Raw genomic sequence first — 14,564 nt, forward strand, 5'->3', positions numbered from 1 at the left:
TTACCCGCAACGCCTATGAGCAGCCAGCCCCCAATCGGTGAAATCCATTCGGCGGTGCATTCCGCCCCCGGCGTTCCCGTCATAAAGAGCGTGAACTGGGAGGGATTGCGAACCCTCTATATCAAGGAGGTGCGCCGGTTCTTCAAGGTGCAGCTTCAGACGGTGTGGGCGCCGGCGATCACGACGCTGCTGTTTCTGATCGTGTTCACCATCGCAACCGGCGCAAAGAGCCCGGTTCCGGTCGACGGCCAGATCGTCGCGTTCGCCGATTTCATCGCGCCGGGGCTGATCATCGCGCAGGGCATGATGGGCCCGGCGTTCGCCAATGCGAGCTTCTCGCTGCTGGTCGGCAAGATGCAGGGCACGATCGTCGATTATCTCCAGCCGCCTTTGTCGACGGGTGAATTGCTCGGCGCGCTGGTCGGTGGCGCCGTCACCCGCGCGGTCATCGTCGGGATCGTCGTTTGGGCGGCGATGGCGCTGTACCCGGGTGTGCACGTGACCCCCCATGCGCCGCTCGCGATCATCTGGTTCGGGTTGCTGGGCGCGACGTTCCTCGCGCTGCTCGGCGTGCTGACGTCGATTTGGGCGGACAAGTTCGATCATGCCGCGGCGGTCACCAACTTCGTGATCGCACCGTTGTCGCTGCTGTCGGGGACGTTCTACTCGGTCGACAAGCTCGCGCCGGCGTTCCGCGCGTTCAGCCATGCGAACCCGTTCTTCTATATCATCTCGGGCTTTCGCTACGGGTTTCTGGGTATCGCCGACTCGCCGGTGATGATCGGCGGAATCGTGATACTCGTGATCGACTTGGTGCTGGCGACGCTCTGCTACCGGTTGCTGAAGAGCGGTTGGAAGCTGAAGAACTGATGCACAGGCTCGCGCTCTGGTTGGTGGCGTTGGCGGTAGCCTTGCTGCCGGTCGGGGCGGTGGCGCAGGGCGCGGTGGCGGACCCGGCGTTGCGGGCGAAGGCCGATGCGCTGGTCGCGATCCTGGACGGGCGCGGCGCATATGACGCGTATTTTGCGGGGAACTTCCGCGAGAAGGTGCCGAAGGCGCAGTTCTTGGCGATTGTCGAGCAACTGAAGGCGACGTTGGGCGTGCCGCAGAAGATCGAGTCGTTGACGGCGACGTCGGCATGGTCCGCGGATCTGGTTGTTGGCTATGCGCGGGGTACGGCGAGCGTTCGGCTGGTGATCGACCCCGCGGCGCCGCATGCCGCGACCGGGTTGCTGATCACCGGCACGGGCGCGCGCGACGATAGCCTCGCCAAGGTCGAGGCGGAGTTTCGTGCGCTGCCGGGGGCTAGCGGGTTCGGGCTGTATGCACTTGGCGAGGGCAAGCCTGCGCCGATTCTCGAATACCGTGCCGATGTCGCGGCACCGCTCGGGTCGGCGTTCAAGCTGTGGGTGCTGGCAGAACTGGCGCGTCAGGTTGCGGCGGGCGAACGGCATTGGGATGACGTCGTGAAGGTCGGGGCGCCGTCCTTGCCGTCTGGGGTGTTGCAGACCTGGCCTGCTGGGTCGCCGGTGACGGTGCAGACGCTGGCGACGATGATGATCTCGATCAGCGATAATACCGCGACGGATACGCTGCTGACGACGCTCGGACGCGCGAAGGTCGATGCGATGGCGGAGGCGGCGGGTGGCAGCGTGCCGGTGATGACGACGCGAGAGATGTTCGTGTTGAAGGGGGATCCCGCGCTGACCAAGGCTTGGGCAGCGGGGTCGGTGGACGAGCGGCGGGCGCTGCTGGTGGACAATGCGGTGAAGATCGCGACGGCCAAGCTCGATCCTACCGTGTTCGCCGGGAAGCCGGTGGCGATCGACAGCGTCGAGTGGTTTGCGAGTCCTTCGGCGATGGCGGGGCTGCTGGATCGGTTGCGCGGGGCGGATGCTACGACTCGGGCGGTGCTGGCGGTGAATGCGGGGGTCGATCCGGCGATCGCGAAGCGGTTTGGGTATGTCGGGTTCAAGGGTGGTGGCGAGCCGGGGGTGCTGACGTTGAACTATCTGGTGCAGGCGAAGGATGGGCGCTGGTATGCGGCGACCGGGAACTGGCACCGGGCTGATGATGGCGTGAACGAGGTTCGGTTTGCGGGGCTAATGGGGCGAGCGCTGGCGTTGTTGGCAGCGCGGTAGGCTAGCTTATCTAAAGAGCCACTAATCCGTGCCACCACCCCGGCGGAGGCCGGGGCCCAGTTGGGGAACGTAGCCAACTTAGGACAGGGCGCTGTTACGACCTCCTTTCCACCTGGGCCCCGGCCTTCGCCGGGGTGGTGTTATCAGTGGGAAAAAGCGGCGGTAGCTCAGGCTCGTCCGGCCGCCTGCCAGCTATCTGCGCAGAGCCCGTAGATCAGGCTGTCTCGCAACCCCAGATGCGTTTCCCATTCATCCCGCAGCAAGCGCTCGCGGCGGAAACCAAGGCGCTCCAGCAACAGAATCGATGCGGTATTCTCCGTATCCGCATCCGCGAAAACCCGGCTCCGGCCTTCCGCAAACAACCGATCAATCACTGCCGACACAGCCTCACGCGCGATCCCTCGCCCCCACGCCTCGCGCGCGAGGATGAAACCGATCTCCGTCACCCCTGCCCCATCGGCCTCGCTGCCCGAGACCCAGCCAATCGCGCGGTCGTCGCCGGTGCGGGTGATCGCCCAGGTACGCTGGTTGCCCGGCGCGGCTTCCTCGGCGAGGTAGGTGCGGACGTCGTCCACGCTACCGAGCGGACCGTCCGCGGAATAGGCCATCAGCTCCGCGTCGGCGAGCATCGGGTGCAATGCAGGCGCATCGCCCTCGACGAGCGGCCGCAACCGCAGCCGACGCGTCTTCAGCACCGGCGATACGCCGGCGCGCCGTGGTCTGCGTCCGGGTTGCCTCACGCGGTCAAGGCATCCACGAGCGCGCGGACTTTCTTCTGGCGCCACTGCGGGAGCGGGGCGACGAGCCAATACCCCCCCTTCGAGGGCTGCGACTCGCCGATCAGCCGGACGCGGGCCTGCGCAAGGTCGCGGCGGGCGAGCAGTTCGGGAACGGTCGCGCGGCCGAGCCCCGCCGCTGCTGCGTCGATCGCGAGCCCGGCGTCGGTGACGCGGACCAGCGCGACGCCGTCCTCACCGGACCATGCGATGGCGGCTTCGCTATCGGTGCCGGGCTTGGCGATCGTCACCATACCCTCGGATTCGAGGGCCTCGCCCTCATGCTCGCCCGGGCCATCGCCCCAGCGGATCGCAAGGTCGAGATTGGCTTCGGTGAAATCGACATTCTCGTCTGCGGTAATTAGCACGAACCGCAGCTCCGAGTCCGCCTCGGCGATCTGGGCAAGCCGCGGCATCAACCACTTCTCAGTCAGGTCGCGCGGCGCGGCGATCGTCAGCGATTTCGACGACTGCCCGGCCTGCATCGCCCGCACGGCTTCCTCGAACTGGAGAAAACCGCCGCGCAGCGCGCCGAGGCCAGCTTCCGCTTCAGGAGTCAGTTCGAGCCCGCGCGTGGTACGGCGGAACAGCACGACGCCGAGCGTATCCTCCAACGCGCGGATCTGCTGGCCGACCGCCGCCGGCGTCACCGCCAACTCGTCCGCAGCACGCGTAAACGACAGATGCCGCGCCGCCGCATCGAGCACGCGCAGGCCGTTGAGCGGGAGGTGCGTGCGCTTCAATTCAGCACCGCGGGGGCGAAGAGCGAGAAGCGGGGGATTTCAACCGCGAACACGGCGCCGTCTTCGCGGACCATCTGGTAGCTCCCCTGCATTCCACCCGACGGGGTCGCGAGCGGGCAGCCCGAGACGTAGTCGAAGCTCGCGCCCGGTTCGATCACCGGCTGTTCGCCGACTACGCCTTCGCCCTCGACCGAATGGCGCGCGCCGCGGCCGTCGGTGATCACCCAGTGGCGGGTGAGCAGTTGGACGGTCTCGGTGCCCTCGTTTTCGAGGCGGATATGATACGCCCAGAACCAGCGGCCGCGCTCGGGCTCGGACTGTTCGGGCAAATAGCTGACCGACACGCGCACCGTCACCCCATCGGTCGTCGCCGCGTTGGGGAACAGCGCTTTCATAGTCCAGCCTTGCGCAAAGCCTGATCAAGGTCGTCGATCACGTCCTGCGCATCTTCAAGCCCGACGTTGATCCGGAGAAGACCCTCGGTCACGCCCATCTCGATCTGCTTGTCGGGCGAGACGCTCGCGTGTGTGGTCGAGGCGGGATGCGTCATCAGCGAGCGCGAGTCGCCGATGTTGTTCGAGATGTCGACGAGTTCCAGCGCGTCGAGCAATGCATGTGCCTGTTCGCGACCCTCGACCTCGAACGCGAAGATCGGGCCGCACGCGTCCATCTGCCGCTTGGCCAGTTCGTGCTGCGGATGGCTCGGCAGGAAGGGGTGCAGCACGCGGAGCACGCGACCTTCCAGAAACGCGCCGACCTTCATCGCGTTCTCGGACTGACGGTGAATGCGCAGGTCGAGCGTCTCGAGGCCCTTGAGGACCACCCACGCGTTGAACGGCGACAGCGTCGGCCCGGTGTTGCGCGTAAACGGCAACAGCGTGTTGGTGATGAAATCCTCGGTGCCACAAACGGCGCCGGCGAGCACGCGGCCCTGCCCGTCCATCATCTTGGTCGCGCTGTAGGCGGTCACGTCCGCACCGAACTCCATCGGCCGCTGCAAGGCCGGCGTCGCGAACGCGTTGTCGACCACCGTCGTGATGCCACGCTCGCGCGCGATGTCGCAGATCGCCTTGAGGTCGGCGATGTCCATCGTCGGGTTGGCGGGCGTCTCGAAGAAGAACACCTTCGTTTCGGGGCGGACCGCGTCGAGGAACGCCTGCGGATCGCGCGCATCGACGATCGTGGTGGCGATCCCGAACTTCGGCAGCAGCGTGTCGGTGAGCCAGCGGCACGAGCCGAACGCCGCGCGGCCGCCGACGAGGTGATCACCGGTCTGGAGCTGGCACAGGAGGGACGCGGTCATCGCCGCCATCCCGGTCGCCATCGTCCGGCACGCCTCGGCGCCTTCCAGCAGCGCGATCCGCTCCTCCAGCATCTGCACGGTCGGGTTCTGGAGGCGGGAATAGGTCATTCCCTCCTGTTCGCCAGCAAAGCGCGCCGCGGCGTCGCCCGCCTTGTCGTAGCAATAGCCCGAGGTGAGGAACAACGCCTCCGACGTCTCGCCATATTCGCTGCGGGCGGTGCCGCCGCGGATGGCGCGCGTCGCGGGACGCCAATTCTGAGTGATCGAACGATCCTGGCCGGTCTTGCGCTTCATGCGCGCCGCTTTGCCGGGGGGGAGCCGTGATGACAAGCCTTGCGGGTGTATGCCCCTGTTCCCGAAGCCGTCATTCTCCCCTCCCTGGAAGGGAGGGGTTGGGGGTGGGTCGGGTTCCGGATCATGGAACGGTCGCGACACAAGCTGGCCTACCCACCCCCAGCCCCTCCCTTTCAGGGAGGGGAGCAGGTTCCGCCTAGTACCGCCCCCAGGTGAATTTCGACGACAGCGCGTAGTTCCAGACCGCGCCGACCAGCACGCCGATCAGCGCGGAGGCCGCCCAGGCCCCGTCGCGCATCTCGTACAGGAATGCGGCGATGCCGACGTTGGCAACCGCGCCGACCGAGCAGATCACCGCGAACGACACCCAGCCGTCGGCCAATTGCCGCCACCCCTTCAACCGCCGATCACGATACGTCAGCGCGTTGTTGAGGAAGAAGTTGAAGGTTAGCGCGGCCAGCGTCGCGACGATCTCGCCGACCAGGAAGTGCGTGCCGAACCCGACGAACAACGCGGTCAGCACTGCCATGTGGATGCCGACGCCGAACACGCCGATCGCCGAGAACATCGCGAACCGCACCGGCACGACCCGCCCGAACATCCGGTCGTAGATCGCGATCAGATATTCCATCGCGACGACGTGATCGAGCTTGCTCTCGCCCTCGGTCCGGCAGCGGAACGTGTACGGCACCTCGACGAAGCGCAGCGGCGTCGGCGAGGCGGTGAGCAGGTCGAGCAGGATCTTGAAGCCGATCGCCGACAGCGACGGCGAGAGGTGGCGGACGATGTCGGTGCGGATCATGAAGAAACCGCTCATCGGATCGTTGAGATCGCATTTCAGCACGCGGCGCGACAGCTTGGTCGCAAGCGCCGACTTGGCGACGCGGTCGCTGTCCCACTCGCCGGTGCCGCCGCCGCTGACGAAACGCGAACCGATCACGACGTCGGTATCGCCGTCCTTCAATAGATCGAGCATCGCCGGCAGCAATGTCTCGTCATGCTGGAGATCGCCGTCGATCACCGCGACGACCGGCGCGGCGGTGGCGCACATCCCCTCGATGCACGCCGACGACAGCCCCCGCCGACCGATCCGCTGGATCACGCGGACGCGCTTGTCGAGCCGGGCAATCTCGCGCGCGGCATCCGCCGTACCGTCGGGACTGTCGTCGTCGACGAAGATCGCTTCCCAGTTCAGCCCGACCAGTGCCTGGTCGAGCTTGGCTATCAACGTCGCGACATTGGACTTCTCGTTGAACGTCGGGATGACGACCGCGAGTTGCAGCAGGTCACCGATCACTGGGCGGTCAAACGAGGTTAGCCAACACTGCATCGCCCATGTCGCGGGTCGACAGCGTGCCGCCGAGATCGGGCGTGCGCGCACCACCGAGGATTGCGGTAGCGACGGCCGCTTCGATCCGATCGGCCGCTTCTGGCAGGTCGAGCGAGTGGCGCAGCATCATCGCGGCGGACAGGATTGCGGCACAGGGGTTGGCCTTGCCCTGCCCTGCGATGTCGGGCGCGCTGCCGTGGATCGGCTCGTACATACCCTTGTTCGATCCGTTGAGCGCAGCGGACGGGAGCATGCCGATCGATCCGGCGCACATCGATGCCTCGTCCGAGAGGATGTCGCCGAAGAGGTTGCCGGTGACGATCACGTCGAACTGGCCGGGGTTGCGCACCATCTGCATCGCCGCGTTGTCGACGTACATGTGGCTCAGCGCGACGTCGGGATAGTCGGCCGATACCTCGATCACGACGTCGCGCCACAGCTGCGAAGTCTCCAGGACGTTGGCCTTGTCGACCGAGAGCAGCTTGCCCTTGCGGGTGCGTGCGGTCTCGAAGCCGACGCGCGCGATGCGGGCGATCTCGCGCTCGTCATAGCGCATTTCGTCATGGCCTTCGCGCAGGCCGTCGGCGGTGGTGCGGATACCCTTCGCGCCGAAATACACGTCGCCGGTCAGTTCGCGGACGATGACCATGTCGATCGACCGCGCAATCTCTGGGCGGAGCGCGGAGGCGTCTTCGAGACCCGCGAACAGCTTGGCAGGGCGAAGGTTCGCGAACAGGCCAAGCTCCTTGCGCAGGCCGAGAATGGCTTGCTCGGGACGAAACTGGCGTTCGAGCGAATCGCAGTCTGGGTCACCGACCGCACCGAACAGGATCGCATCCGCGCGGCGGGCGAGTTCGAGCGTCTCGGGCGGAAGCGGATGACCGACCGCCTTGTACGCGGCACCGCCGACGAGGCCTTCCTCATAGGTCAGGTCGAGGCCGAGCGTATCGAGCACGCGACGCGCCTCCGCCGTGACTTCGGGTCCGATGCCGTCGCCGGCCAGTATCGCGATCAAGGGCATGTGCGTTTCTCCTGCGCGGCCCCTTGCCGGGCGGTGCGCGCTCACGCAACCGCCCTTTTCAGGCGATCGACCAGCCGGTCGCGCGCCGCCAACGGATCGGCGCGACGGTCGACGAGAATGTCGCGGGCGAGGAAGTGACCGGTCAGGCGCAGGCCGTCGAAGATGTCGGACCATTCCGCCTCCCCCCCAACCATCACGAAGCCAGGCAATCGCAACAATTTCGCTTCGTACCCGAACGCCGCCCCGCGCGAGACCGCCGCGCCACTTTTGGGAGACACGAAGCCGAGATCATCCTCCGCTCCGGTAGCGACGCAACGGTCGAGATCCAGTCCGAACCCCAATTCCGCCAGCACCAGCAGTTCATAGCGAACCAGCGCCGCTGCCCAGCCGCGAGCTGACGGCGCCCCCTCGATCGCGCCCAGCACGCCGTCGAGCGCATCGTGGATCTGCGGATAGGGCTGTGCTTCGGGTAGCGCGGCGGCGGCCAGCGCAGTCGCCCATTCGAGCGCACCCGCGGCAAGCGGTTCGCCGTGAAGCGTCGCGCGGCTGTGAATCAGCTCGGCGGTCAGCGACGCGAGTTGTTCGCCGGTCCGCGCGCGCCATTCGCCCTGGATGACGTTCGCCTGCAGCAGCACCGGCCGCATCGCGCGCGACCGCCCGCCGCGGACGTAGCCGGGCTGCACGCCATCGTTCCGGGTCAGCGCGCGCACGATCGCGCCATGCTCGCCATGCTGGCGAACGGCGACGACGATGGCGGAGGCGCGAAGGTGCATCGGTTACCCTGTACCGCTCTGGCTCGAAGGAGAGGAAAGATTTAGCCGCGGATAGGCCTCGCCGTCACACCGAGCGTTCGTAAGCCGCACCGAACCCTGTGTGCCACGGCCGACGCGTGTCAGGTGCGCCGCGACCGGGGGCGTTCAGAAATCCAGTTCGACCAGAGCTGTTCGGCCTGTCGCCAGCGCGTGCGCACCGGGTCGGGGCCAAGCGGCACGTCGACGCGATCGAGTTCGAGCACGGGTCGATCGGTGAAATGCGTGGTCGGCAATACGTCGCGCATCTCCGCGAGCATCGTGCACAATGCCTGGAAGCGGCGGACATGGACCGCGTTCGCGCGCGTGCCGCGGCGGTTGGCGAGTTCGAAGCCGTGGCTGACGATCGTCACCGCGGCATGATGCGACACCGCCGCATGTTCGAGCGCGTCGTAGCTTTCGCCCGCCGACAAGGCGCAGAGCTGGAAGGTGCGGATCCGGCCACGGAGGTCCTCGATCACCGTCACGGGGACTTCGGTGATGCCGGTGCCGTTCGTGCGGCGGACCGGGGCGATCTGGCGTGCCGGGAGCGAGATGCGGCTGGTGTGCGGCGCCTCCGACCCGTTGTGGCTGCTGTCATAGGCGAAGCCCAGGCCTTCGAGCGCGGTGAGCGTGTCGTCGTTCGCGGCGTAGCTCCCTGCGCGAAACGCGATCGGGTGCGGCGCGCCGGCCTCGACCAGCAATTCCGTAGCGCGAACGAGCAGGTCGGTCTGCTCGGCACGGCTGTACGTGTAAAGTTGGAACCGGTCGTGCGCGACGCCGCGATCGCCCGCCCGCGCGCTGGTCCAGTTGGGGTGGAGGTGGAGCTGGACCTCCTGGCCGGCGTCCAGGATCGTATCGATCATCCGACGGATCGGCGCCGGTCCGAACGTGATCGCGGGCATCGGGTCGACGAAGAAACACGCCTTCAGATTGTGCCGGGCCAGCTCCGCCAGTTGATAGCCCAGCCCTACCCCGGCCGGTTCCAGCGACCGCGCGTAGATCGCGTCGCAATCCAGACCGGCGGCATGGTGGCGCCACGCGAACTCGGTATCGATGGTCAGGAAGACAGGCGTAGTCACGGGTTAGTATGTAACAATCAGTAGTGAAAATGGCGTTGTGATTTTATACAAATCAACTTGATTTGGGTTATAATTTTTTCCCGATCCGGGACGTCATCGTCTTCAGGCCCGCACGACGATCTGTGCGTTCTCGATCGACGGCAAAGTCCATGCGGCTACCGTGAATGATAAAAGTCGTAGACCTGCTGGGCGACGCCTGCCGATACGCCGGGTGCCTGCTGAAGATCCTGCAAGCTCGCGTTGCGGACCGCGCGGCCAGTGCCGAAGTGCATCAGCAGCGCCTTCTTTCGCGCGGGGCCGATGCCGGGGACTTCGTCGAGCGGGCTGGCGCCGATGGCCTTGCTGCGCTTGTCGCGGTGGACGCCGATCGCGAAGCGGTGAACCTCGTCGCGCAGGCGCTGAAGGTAGAACAGCACCGGCGCGTTGACCGGTAGCTGGAACTCGCGACCGTCGAGCATGTGGAAGACCTCGCGGCCATCGCGACCGTGTTCGGGGCCCTTGGCGATCCCGACCAGGCACACGTCCTCGACGCCGATCTCCTCGAGCGCGGCCTTGACCGTATTGAGTTGTCCCTTGCCGCCGTCGATCAGGACCAAATCCGGCCAGTCGCCCGAATCGCGATCGGGGTCCTCGGCCTGCGCGCGCGAGAACCGCCGCGTGAAGACCTCGCGCATCATCGCGAAATCGTCGCCCGGCGCGGTATCCTTGTTCTTGATGTTGAACTTTCGATACTGGCCTTTGCGGAAGCCCTCGGGCCCCGCGACGACCATCGCGCCGGTCGCGGCGGTGCCCTGGATGTGGCTGTTGTCGTAGATCTCGATGCGCTCGGGCGGCTCGGCGAGGTCGAACAGGTCGGCGACTTCGCGTAGCAGCTTGGCCTGCGTGGTCGATTCGGCTTGGCGCCGTTCGATCGCCTCGATCGCGTTGCGCTTGGCCTGATCCATCAGGCGACGGCGATCGCCGCGCTGCGGAACCTGCAACGCGATCTTGTAGCCGGCGCGTTCGCCTAGTGCTTCGGCGAGCAGTGCACCTTCCGTGAGTTCGCGGTCGAGTAGGATCTGCTTGGGCGGCGGGACCTCCTCGTAGAACTGGCCGAGGAAGCTGGTCAGCACCTCGTCCTCGGGGACGTCGTTGGTGTGCTGCGGGAAGAAGCTGCGATGCCCCCAGTTCTGGCCGCCGCGAATGAAGAACGCTTGAATGCCGATCAGGCCGTCCTTGCACGCCATCGCGAAGATATCGGCGTCGCCCACCCCTTCCGCGTTGATCGCCTGCGTGCCCTGGATGAAGGTGAGCGCACGGAGACGATCGCGGAGCAAAGCCGCGAGTTCGAAGTCCATGTTCTCCGCGGCGGCTTGCATCTGCGCGCCGAGCTTCGCCTGCACGCCGGTCGATTTGCCGCCGAGGAACGCCTTCGCATCTTCGGTCAGTTCCCGGTACGCGGCCTCGTCGATGCGGCCCACGCAGGGGGCTGAGCAGCGCTTGATTTGATAGAGCAAGCACGGGCGGTCGCGGGTCTTGAAGAAGCTATCGGTGCAACTGCGCAGGAGGAACAGCTTCTGGAGCGCGTTGAGCGTGTTGTTGACCGACCCGGCGCTGGCGAACGGACCGTAGTAATTGCCCTTCGCGCGCCGTGCACCGCGGTGTTTCTGGACGCGCGGGAAGGCGTGGTCGTCGCGCAGGAGGATGAACGGGAAGCTCTTATCGTCGCGCAACAGCACGTTGTAGGCGGGGCGATAGCGCTTGATGAGCTGCGATTCGAGCAGCAGCGCCTCGGCTTCGTTGTTGGTCGTGACGATCGTCATCGACCGGGTCTGCGATACCATCCGCTGGAGGCGCTTGGTGAGGCGCTCGACCTGGCAGTAATTGGCGACGCGGTTCCGGAGTGCGCGTGCCTTTCCGACGTAAAGCACGTCGCCGCGCGCGTCCTGCATGCGGTAGACGCCGGGGCGGATCGGCAGCGTATCAAGCACGTTCCTGATTGCCGCTACACCGGCCGCTAGATCGGGCGCCTCACCGCCGCCGCGGACGGCGAATGTGGACTTGTCTTCGTTGAACCGGTCGGGGGAATTGGGGGAGGACATCGTTGGGGAATCTAGGGAGTGCGAGGGGGTTATGCCAGCTTAAGGCAGTGATGTTCACGCGAAGGCGCAAAGACGCGAAGAGAAGGGAGAAGTTGGTTCACGCGGAGACGCGGAGCCGCGGAGAGAAGATTCGACGCTCAGCGTTCGTTCTCAACCTGCCGAAGGCTTACATCCACTCGTGGCTGCTCGGTACATCATCCCGAGCCGCAACACCTCCGCGGCTCCGCGTCTCCGCGTGAACCCATCTTCTCTTCGCGCCTTCGCGCCTTCGCGTGAATCAATCTTACGCGCCCTACGGGCGAAGGCAGAACGTCAGGTTTGGGCGAAGACCTTGGTGCCGACGATCCCGACGATGGTCAGAGCCATGAAGCAGGCCTGGATGCCGCTGACCTTGTCGCCGAACAGGATGACGCCGCCGATGATGACGCCGATCGCGCCTGCGCCGGTCCAGATCGCATAGGCTGTGCCCGCTGGAAGGCCGCGCATGGCGAGCGCGAGCAGGCCCATGTTGACGAAGCTGAGGATGATCGGGACGCTGGAGGCCTGCCACGTGGCGAGAGTGGCCGCCCATTTCAGGCTGAGCGCCCAGCAGATTTCAGTGACGACGGCGACGGCGAGGATGAGCCAGGACATGAATATTCTCCAACGGGCTCAGATTGGAGACTCGGCCGCCGGAAACCCGGGAAGAGACGGCCGTCAACAATGATGGGTCGTGGGAGGAACGTGCCCTCACCTTCCCACTGCTTCGCAGCGGGCCCCTTCCTCTCCCCGACGGGAGAGGAGCAGGATCAGTTCAGGCGGCTGAGGCCCGAGATCGAGCGGTCGACCATCATGCGGTCGGCGGCGGCGTCGTGGTGCTCGGCGATGAGGATACCGGCGGCCTTCGCCGCAGCATCCGCCGCCCGCGCACGGACTTCGGCGATTGCGGCGCGCTCGGCGGCAGCGATCTTGTCCTCGGCCATCTTTGCACGGCGGGTCATGAGGTCTTCGGCGCCAGCCTTCGCCTTGGCGATGATCGCCGCGGCTTCGTGATGCGCGTGCGCCTTCATGGCTTCGGCTTCGACGTGCGCGGTCTTGGCCTTCGCCTCGTATTCGGTGCGGATCGCTTCGGCTTCGGCACGGAGCGCCTTGGCTTCGTCGAGCTGTGTGCGGATGCCGGCGATGCGCGTGTCGAGCATCTTGCCGATCATCCCTGGAACCTTCTTCCAGATCATCAGCAGGATGACGACGATCATCGCCACCGCGACCCAGCCGGTCGAGGTTAGGCCGAGCGCGGTTGGATCGGGCACATGCTCGACGCCGCCGGGCGCGGCCGTGTGACCCTGGAGGCCCTGGTTGTCGATCGCACCCTCGGGCGCCATGCCCTCGCCGTGGATGACCTTTGCGGCCGAATCTGGATTAGCCATGCGCCGTCGTCCTGCGTACCGCGTCGGTCGCCGCGTCCAGGCTGACCTGGAGGCCGGCTACCTTGGCGGCCAATTGCTGTGCTGCTTCGGCGGCGACGCCCTGCAAGTTCGAGAGCGCCTCGGCCTTCGCGTTGGCTACCGCCAAATCGTGATGACCCAGACGCTCGGCGAGTTCGGCGTCGGCCGCATGGACCTGCTGCTCGAATGCGGTCGCCGCACGCTTCGCAGCGGCAGCCGTCTCGGCCTGCGCCGCAACGCGGGCCGCGTCCATTTCGGCCTGCCAGTTCGCCTGGACCGTATCGGCCTGCGTACGGGCAGCGACCGCTGCCGCCAGATCGCCCGCGATTCGGCCTTCGCGCGAGTCCACGTTGGACACGATCTTTGGCACCATTCCCTTGCCGATCCCGAAATACAGGATGCCGAAGGTCAGGAGCAGCCAGAAGATCTGCGAGGCGTAGGTAGCGGCTATCTGGGAAATCTGGGGCATGTCGGTCCTTCGTGAAACGGCCGGGCGCGGTCGCCCGGCCAATTCAGCGAGTTGTTAGGCGACGAACACGAGGATGATCATCGTGACGAAGGCGAGCAGACCGAGAAGCTCGGCTGCTGCGAAACCGATGAACAGACGGCCCTGCTGGCTGTCGGCTGCGCCCGGGTTACGGAGAGCGCCGGCGAGGAACTGAGCGAACACGTTGCCCACGCCGAGTGCTGCGAGGCCCATGCCGATCGCTGCGAGGCCGGCACCGATCATCTTTGCTGCTTGTGCGTCCATGGTAAATTCCCTTTGAAAATCAGTTAGGTAATGGAAAACTTAGAAGGTTCGCCCACTTAGTGGAGGTTAACCGCGTCGTTCAGATAGACCGACGTCAGCAACGCGAACACGTATGCCTGGATCGCGGCGACCAGCAGCTCGAGCAACGTGATGCCGATCATCAGCAGCATGCTCGGCGCGCTCACCAGACCGATATACATCCCGCCAAGGTTCAGGCCATTGATCACGAACGCGGCAAGCACCTTGAGCAGGATATGCCCCGCGGTCATCGCCACGAACAGTCGCAGACCGAGCGAGAACGGACGCACCAGGAACGACATCAGCTCGACCACGAAGATCAGCGGGATCATCAGTGCGGGCGTGCCGCTCGGCACGAACAGCGAGAAGAAGTGGAAGCCGTGCTTGCCGAAGCCGACGAGCAGCACGATCGCAAAGCTGATCAGCGCCAGCACGCCGGTGACGGTCATGTGGCTGGTCACGGTGAACGGGTGCACGCCGGGGACGATGCCGAACGGCAGGAGCCCGATGATGTTCGCGAACAGGATGAACATGAACAGCGAGAAGACATAGGGCACGAACCGCTTGCCGCCGGGACCGACATTCTGCTCGAGCATGCCCGAGATGAAGCCGGTGAAGCCCTCGACCGCCATCTGCCAGCGACCGGGCACGAGCTCGCGCTTCATGCCACCGATCATGAACGCCCAAAGCGCGACCAGCGTCACCACCATCCACAATGCGGAATTGGTGAACGACAGGTCATAGCCACCAACGATCCAGTGCGAGCCGAACGCCGGCTCGATCAGGAACTGGTGCATCGGATCGATCTTGCC

The 14,564-nt window shown here is 65.8% G+C and carries 16 protein-coding genes; 2 read left to right on the forward strand and 14 right to left on the reverse strand.

Going from position 1 to position 14,564, the window contains the following annotated elements:
- The first annotated feature begins 15 nt into the window (after window positions 1-15).
- The gene (locus tag C8J39_RS14360) at window positions 16-870 is read left to right on the forward strand and encodes an ABC transporter permease (protein ID WP_120301080.1); all 855 of its coding nucleotides are present in this window, start codon (window positions 16-18) and stop codon (window positions 868-870) included.
- Window positions 870-2,141, forward strand: coding sequence for a serine hydrolase (locus C8J39_RS14365; protein WP_120301081.1), 1,272 nt, complete (start codon window positions 870-872; stop codon window positions 2,139-2,141). Before C8J39_RS14360 ends, C8J39_RS14365 begins: the two co-directional genes overlap by 1 nt.
- Window positions 2,142-2,308: 167 nt before the next feature.
- On the opposite strand, the gene C8J39_RS14370 is transcribed toward C8J39_RS14365, so the two are convergent.
- The 14 genes from C8J39_RS14370 to C8J39_RS14435 form a co-directional block, all read right to left on the reverse strand.
- Window positions 2,309-2,836 carry a GNAT family N-acetyltransferase gene (locus C8J39_RS14370; RefSeq protein WP_243650126.1) on the reverse strand — a complete coding sequence of 176 codons (528 nt, stop codon included), beginning with the start codon at window positions 2,834-2,836 and terminating at the stop codon, window positions 2,309-2,311.
- Window positions 2,837-2,877: 41 nt separating this feature from the next.
- Entirely contained in the window at window positions 2,878-3,660 is a 783-nt protein-coding gene (locus C8J39_RS14375; RefSeq protein ID WP_120301083.1) for a LysR family transcriptional regulator, read from the reverse strand.
- Complete coding sequence (gene apaG, locus C8J39_RS14380; RefSeq protein ID WP_120301084.1) at window positions 3,657-4,055, reverse strand: Co2+/Mg2+ efflux protein ApaG; 399 nt, start codon at window positions 4,053-4,055, stop codon at window positions 3,657-3,659. Before apaG ends, C8J39_RS14375 begins: the two co-directional genes overlap by 4 nt.
- Entirely contained in the window at window positions 4,052-5,257 is a 1,206-nt protein-coding gene (locus C8J39_RS14385) for a PLP-dependent aspartate aminotransferase family protein (protein ID WP_120301085.1), read from the reverse strand. Before C8J39_RS14385 ends, apaG begins: the two co-directional genes overlap by 4 nt.
- 196 nt (window positions 5,258-5,453) lie before the next feature.
- A complete protein-coding gene (locus C8J39_RS14390) occupies window positions 5,454-6,551 on the reverse strand; it encodes a glycosyltransferase family 2 protein (RefSeq protein WP_120301235.1) in 1,098 nt (365 codons plus the stop codon).
- 10 nt (window positions 6,552-6,561) lie between these two features.
- The gene (gene leuB / locus C8J39_RS14395) at window positions 6,562-7,608 is read right to left on the reverse strand and encodes a 3-isopropylmalate dehydrogenase (protein ID WP_120301086.1); all 1,047 of its coding nucleotides are present in this window, start codon (window positions 7,606-7,608) and stop codon (window positions 6,562-6,564) included.
- Between the two features lie 41 nt (window positions 7,609-7,649).
- Complete coding sequence (gene recO / locus C8J39_RS14400; protein WP_120301087.1) at window positions 7,650-8,381, reverse strand: DNA repair protein RecO; 732 nt, start codon at window positions 8,379-8,381, stop codon at window positions 7,650-7,652.
- Between the two features lie 119 nt (window positions 8,382-8,500).
- Window positions 8,501-9,478, reverse strand: coding sequence for a polysaccharide deacetylase family protein (locus C8J39_RS14405; protein WP_120301088.1), 978 nt, complete (start codon window positions 9,476-9,478; stop codon window positions 8,501-8,503).
- A 155-nt stretch (window positions 9,479-9,633) separates the two neighbouring features.
- Window positions 9,634-11,559, reverse strand: coding sequence for an excinuclease ABC subunit UvrC (gene uvrC / locus C8J39_RS14410; protein ID WP_120301089.1), 1,926 nt, complete (start codon window positions 11,557-11,559; stop codon window positions 9,634-9,636).
- Between the two features lie 312 nt (window positions 11,560-11,871).
- Entirely contained in the window at window positions 11,872-12,192 is a 321-nt protein-coding gene (locus C8J39_RS14415; RefSeq protein ID WP_120301090.1) for a multidrug efflux SMR transporter, read from the reverse strand.
- A 155-nt stretch (window positions 12,193-12,347) separates the two neighbouring features.
- Window positions 12,348-12,920 (reverse strand): hypothetical protein, encoded by a 573-nt coding sequence (locus C8J39_RS14420; protein ID WP_235518928.1) that lies wholly within the window; start codon window positions 12,918-12,920, stop codon window positions 12,348-12,350.
- A gap of 37 nt (window positions 12,921-12,957) precedes the next feature.
- Window positions 12,958-13,452, reverse strand: coding sequence for an ATPase (locus C8J39_RS14425; protein WP_056065115.1), 495 nt, complete (start codon window positions 13,450-13,452; stop codon window positions 12,958-12,960).
- A gap of 54 nt (window positions 13,453-13,506) precedes the next feature.
- Window positions 13,507-13,734, reverse strand: a complete 228-nt coding sequence (locus C8J39_RS14430) for a F0F1 ATP synthase subunit C (protein WP_055873230.1) — start codon at window positions 13,732-13,734, stop codon at window positions 13,507-13,509.
- 56 nt (window positions 13,735-13,790) lie between these two features.
- Window positions 13,791-14,549 (reverse strand): F0F1 ATP synthase subunit A, encoded by a 759-nt coding sequence (locus C8J39_RS14435; protein ID WP_056056028.1) that lies wholly within the window; start codon window positions 14,547-14,549, stop codon window positions 13,791-13,793.
- Between the last annotated feature and the right edge of the window lie 15 nt (window positions 14,550-14,564).

Source organism: Sphingomonas sp. PP-CC-1A-547 (assembly GCF_003610375.1).
Taxonomy (GTDB): domain Bacteria; phylum Pseudomonadota; class Alphaproteobacteria; order Sphingomonadales; family Sphingomonadaceae; genus Sphingomonas.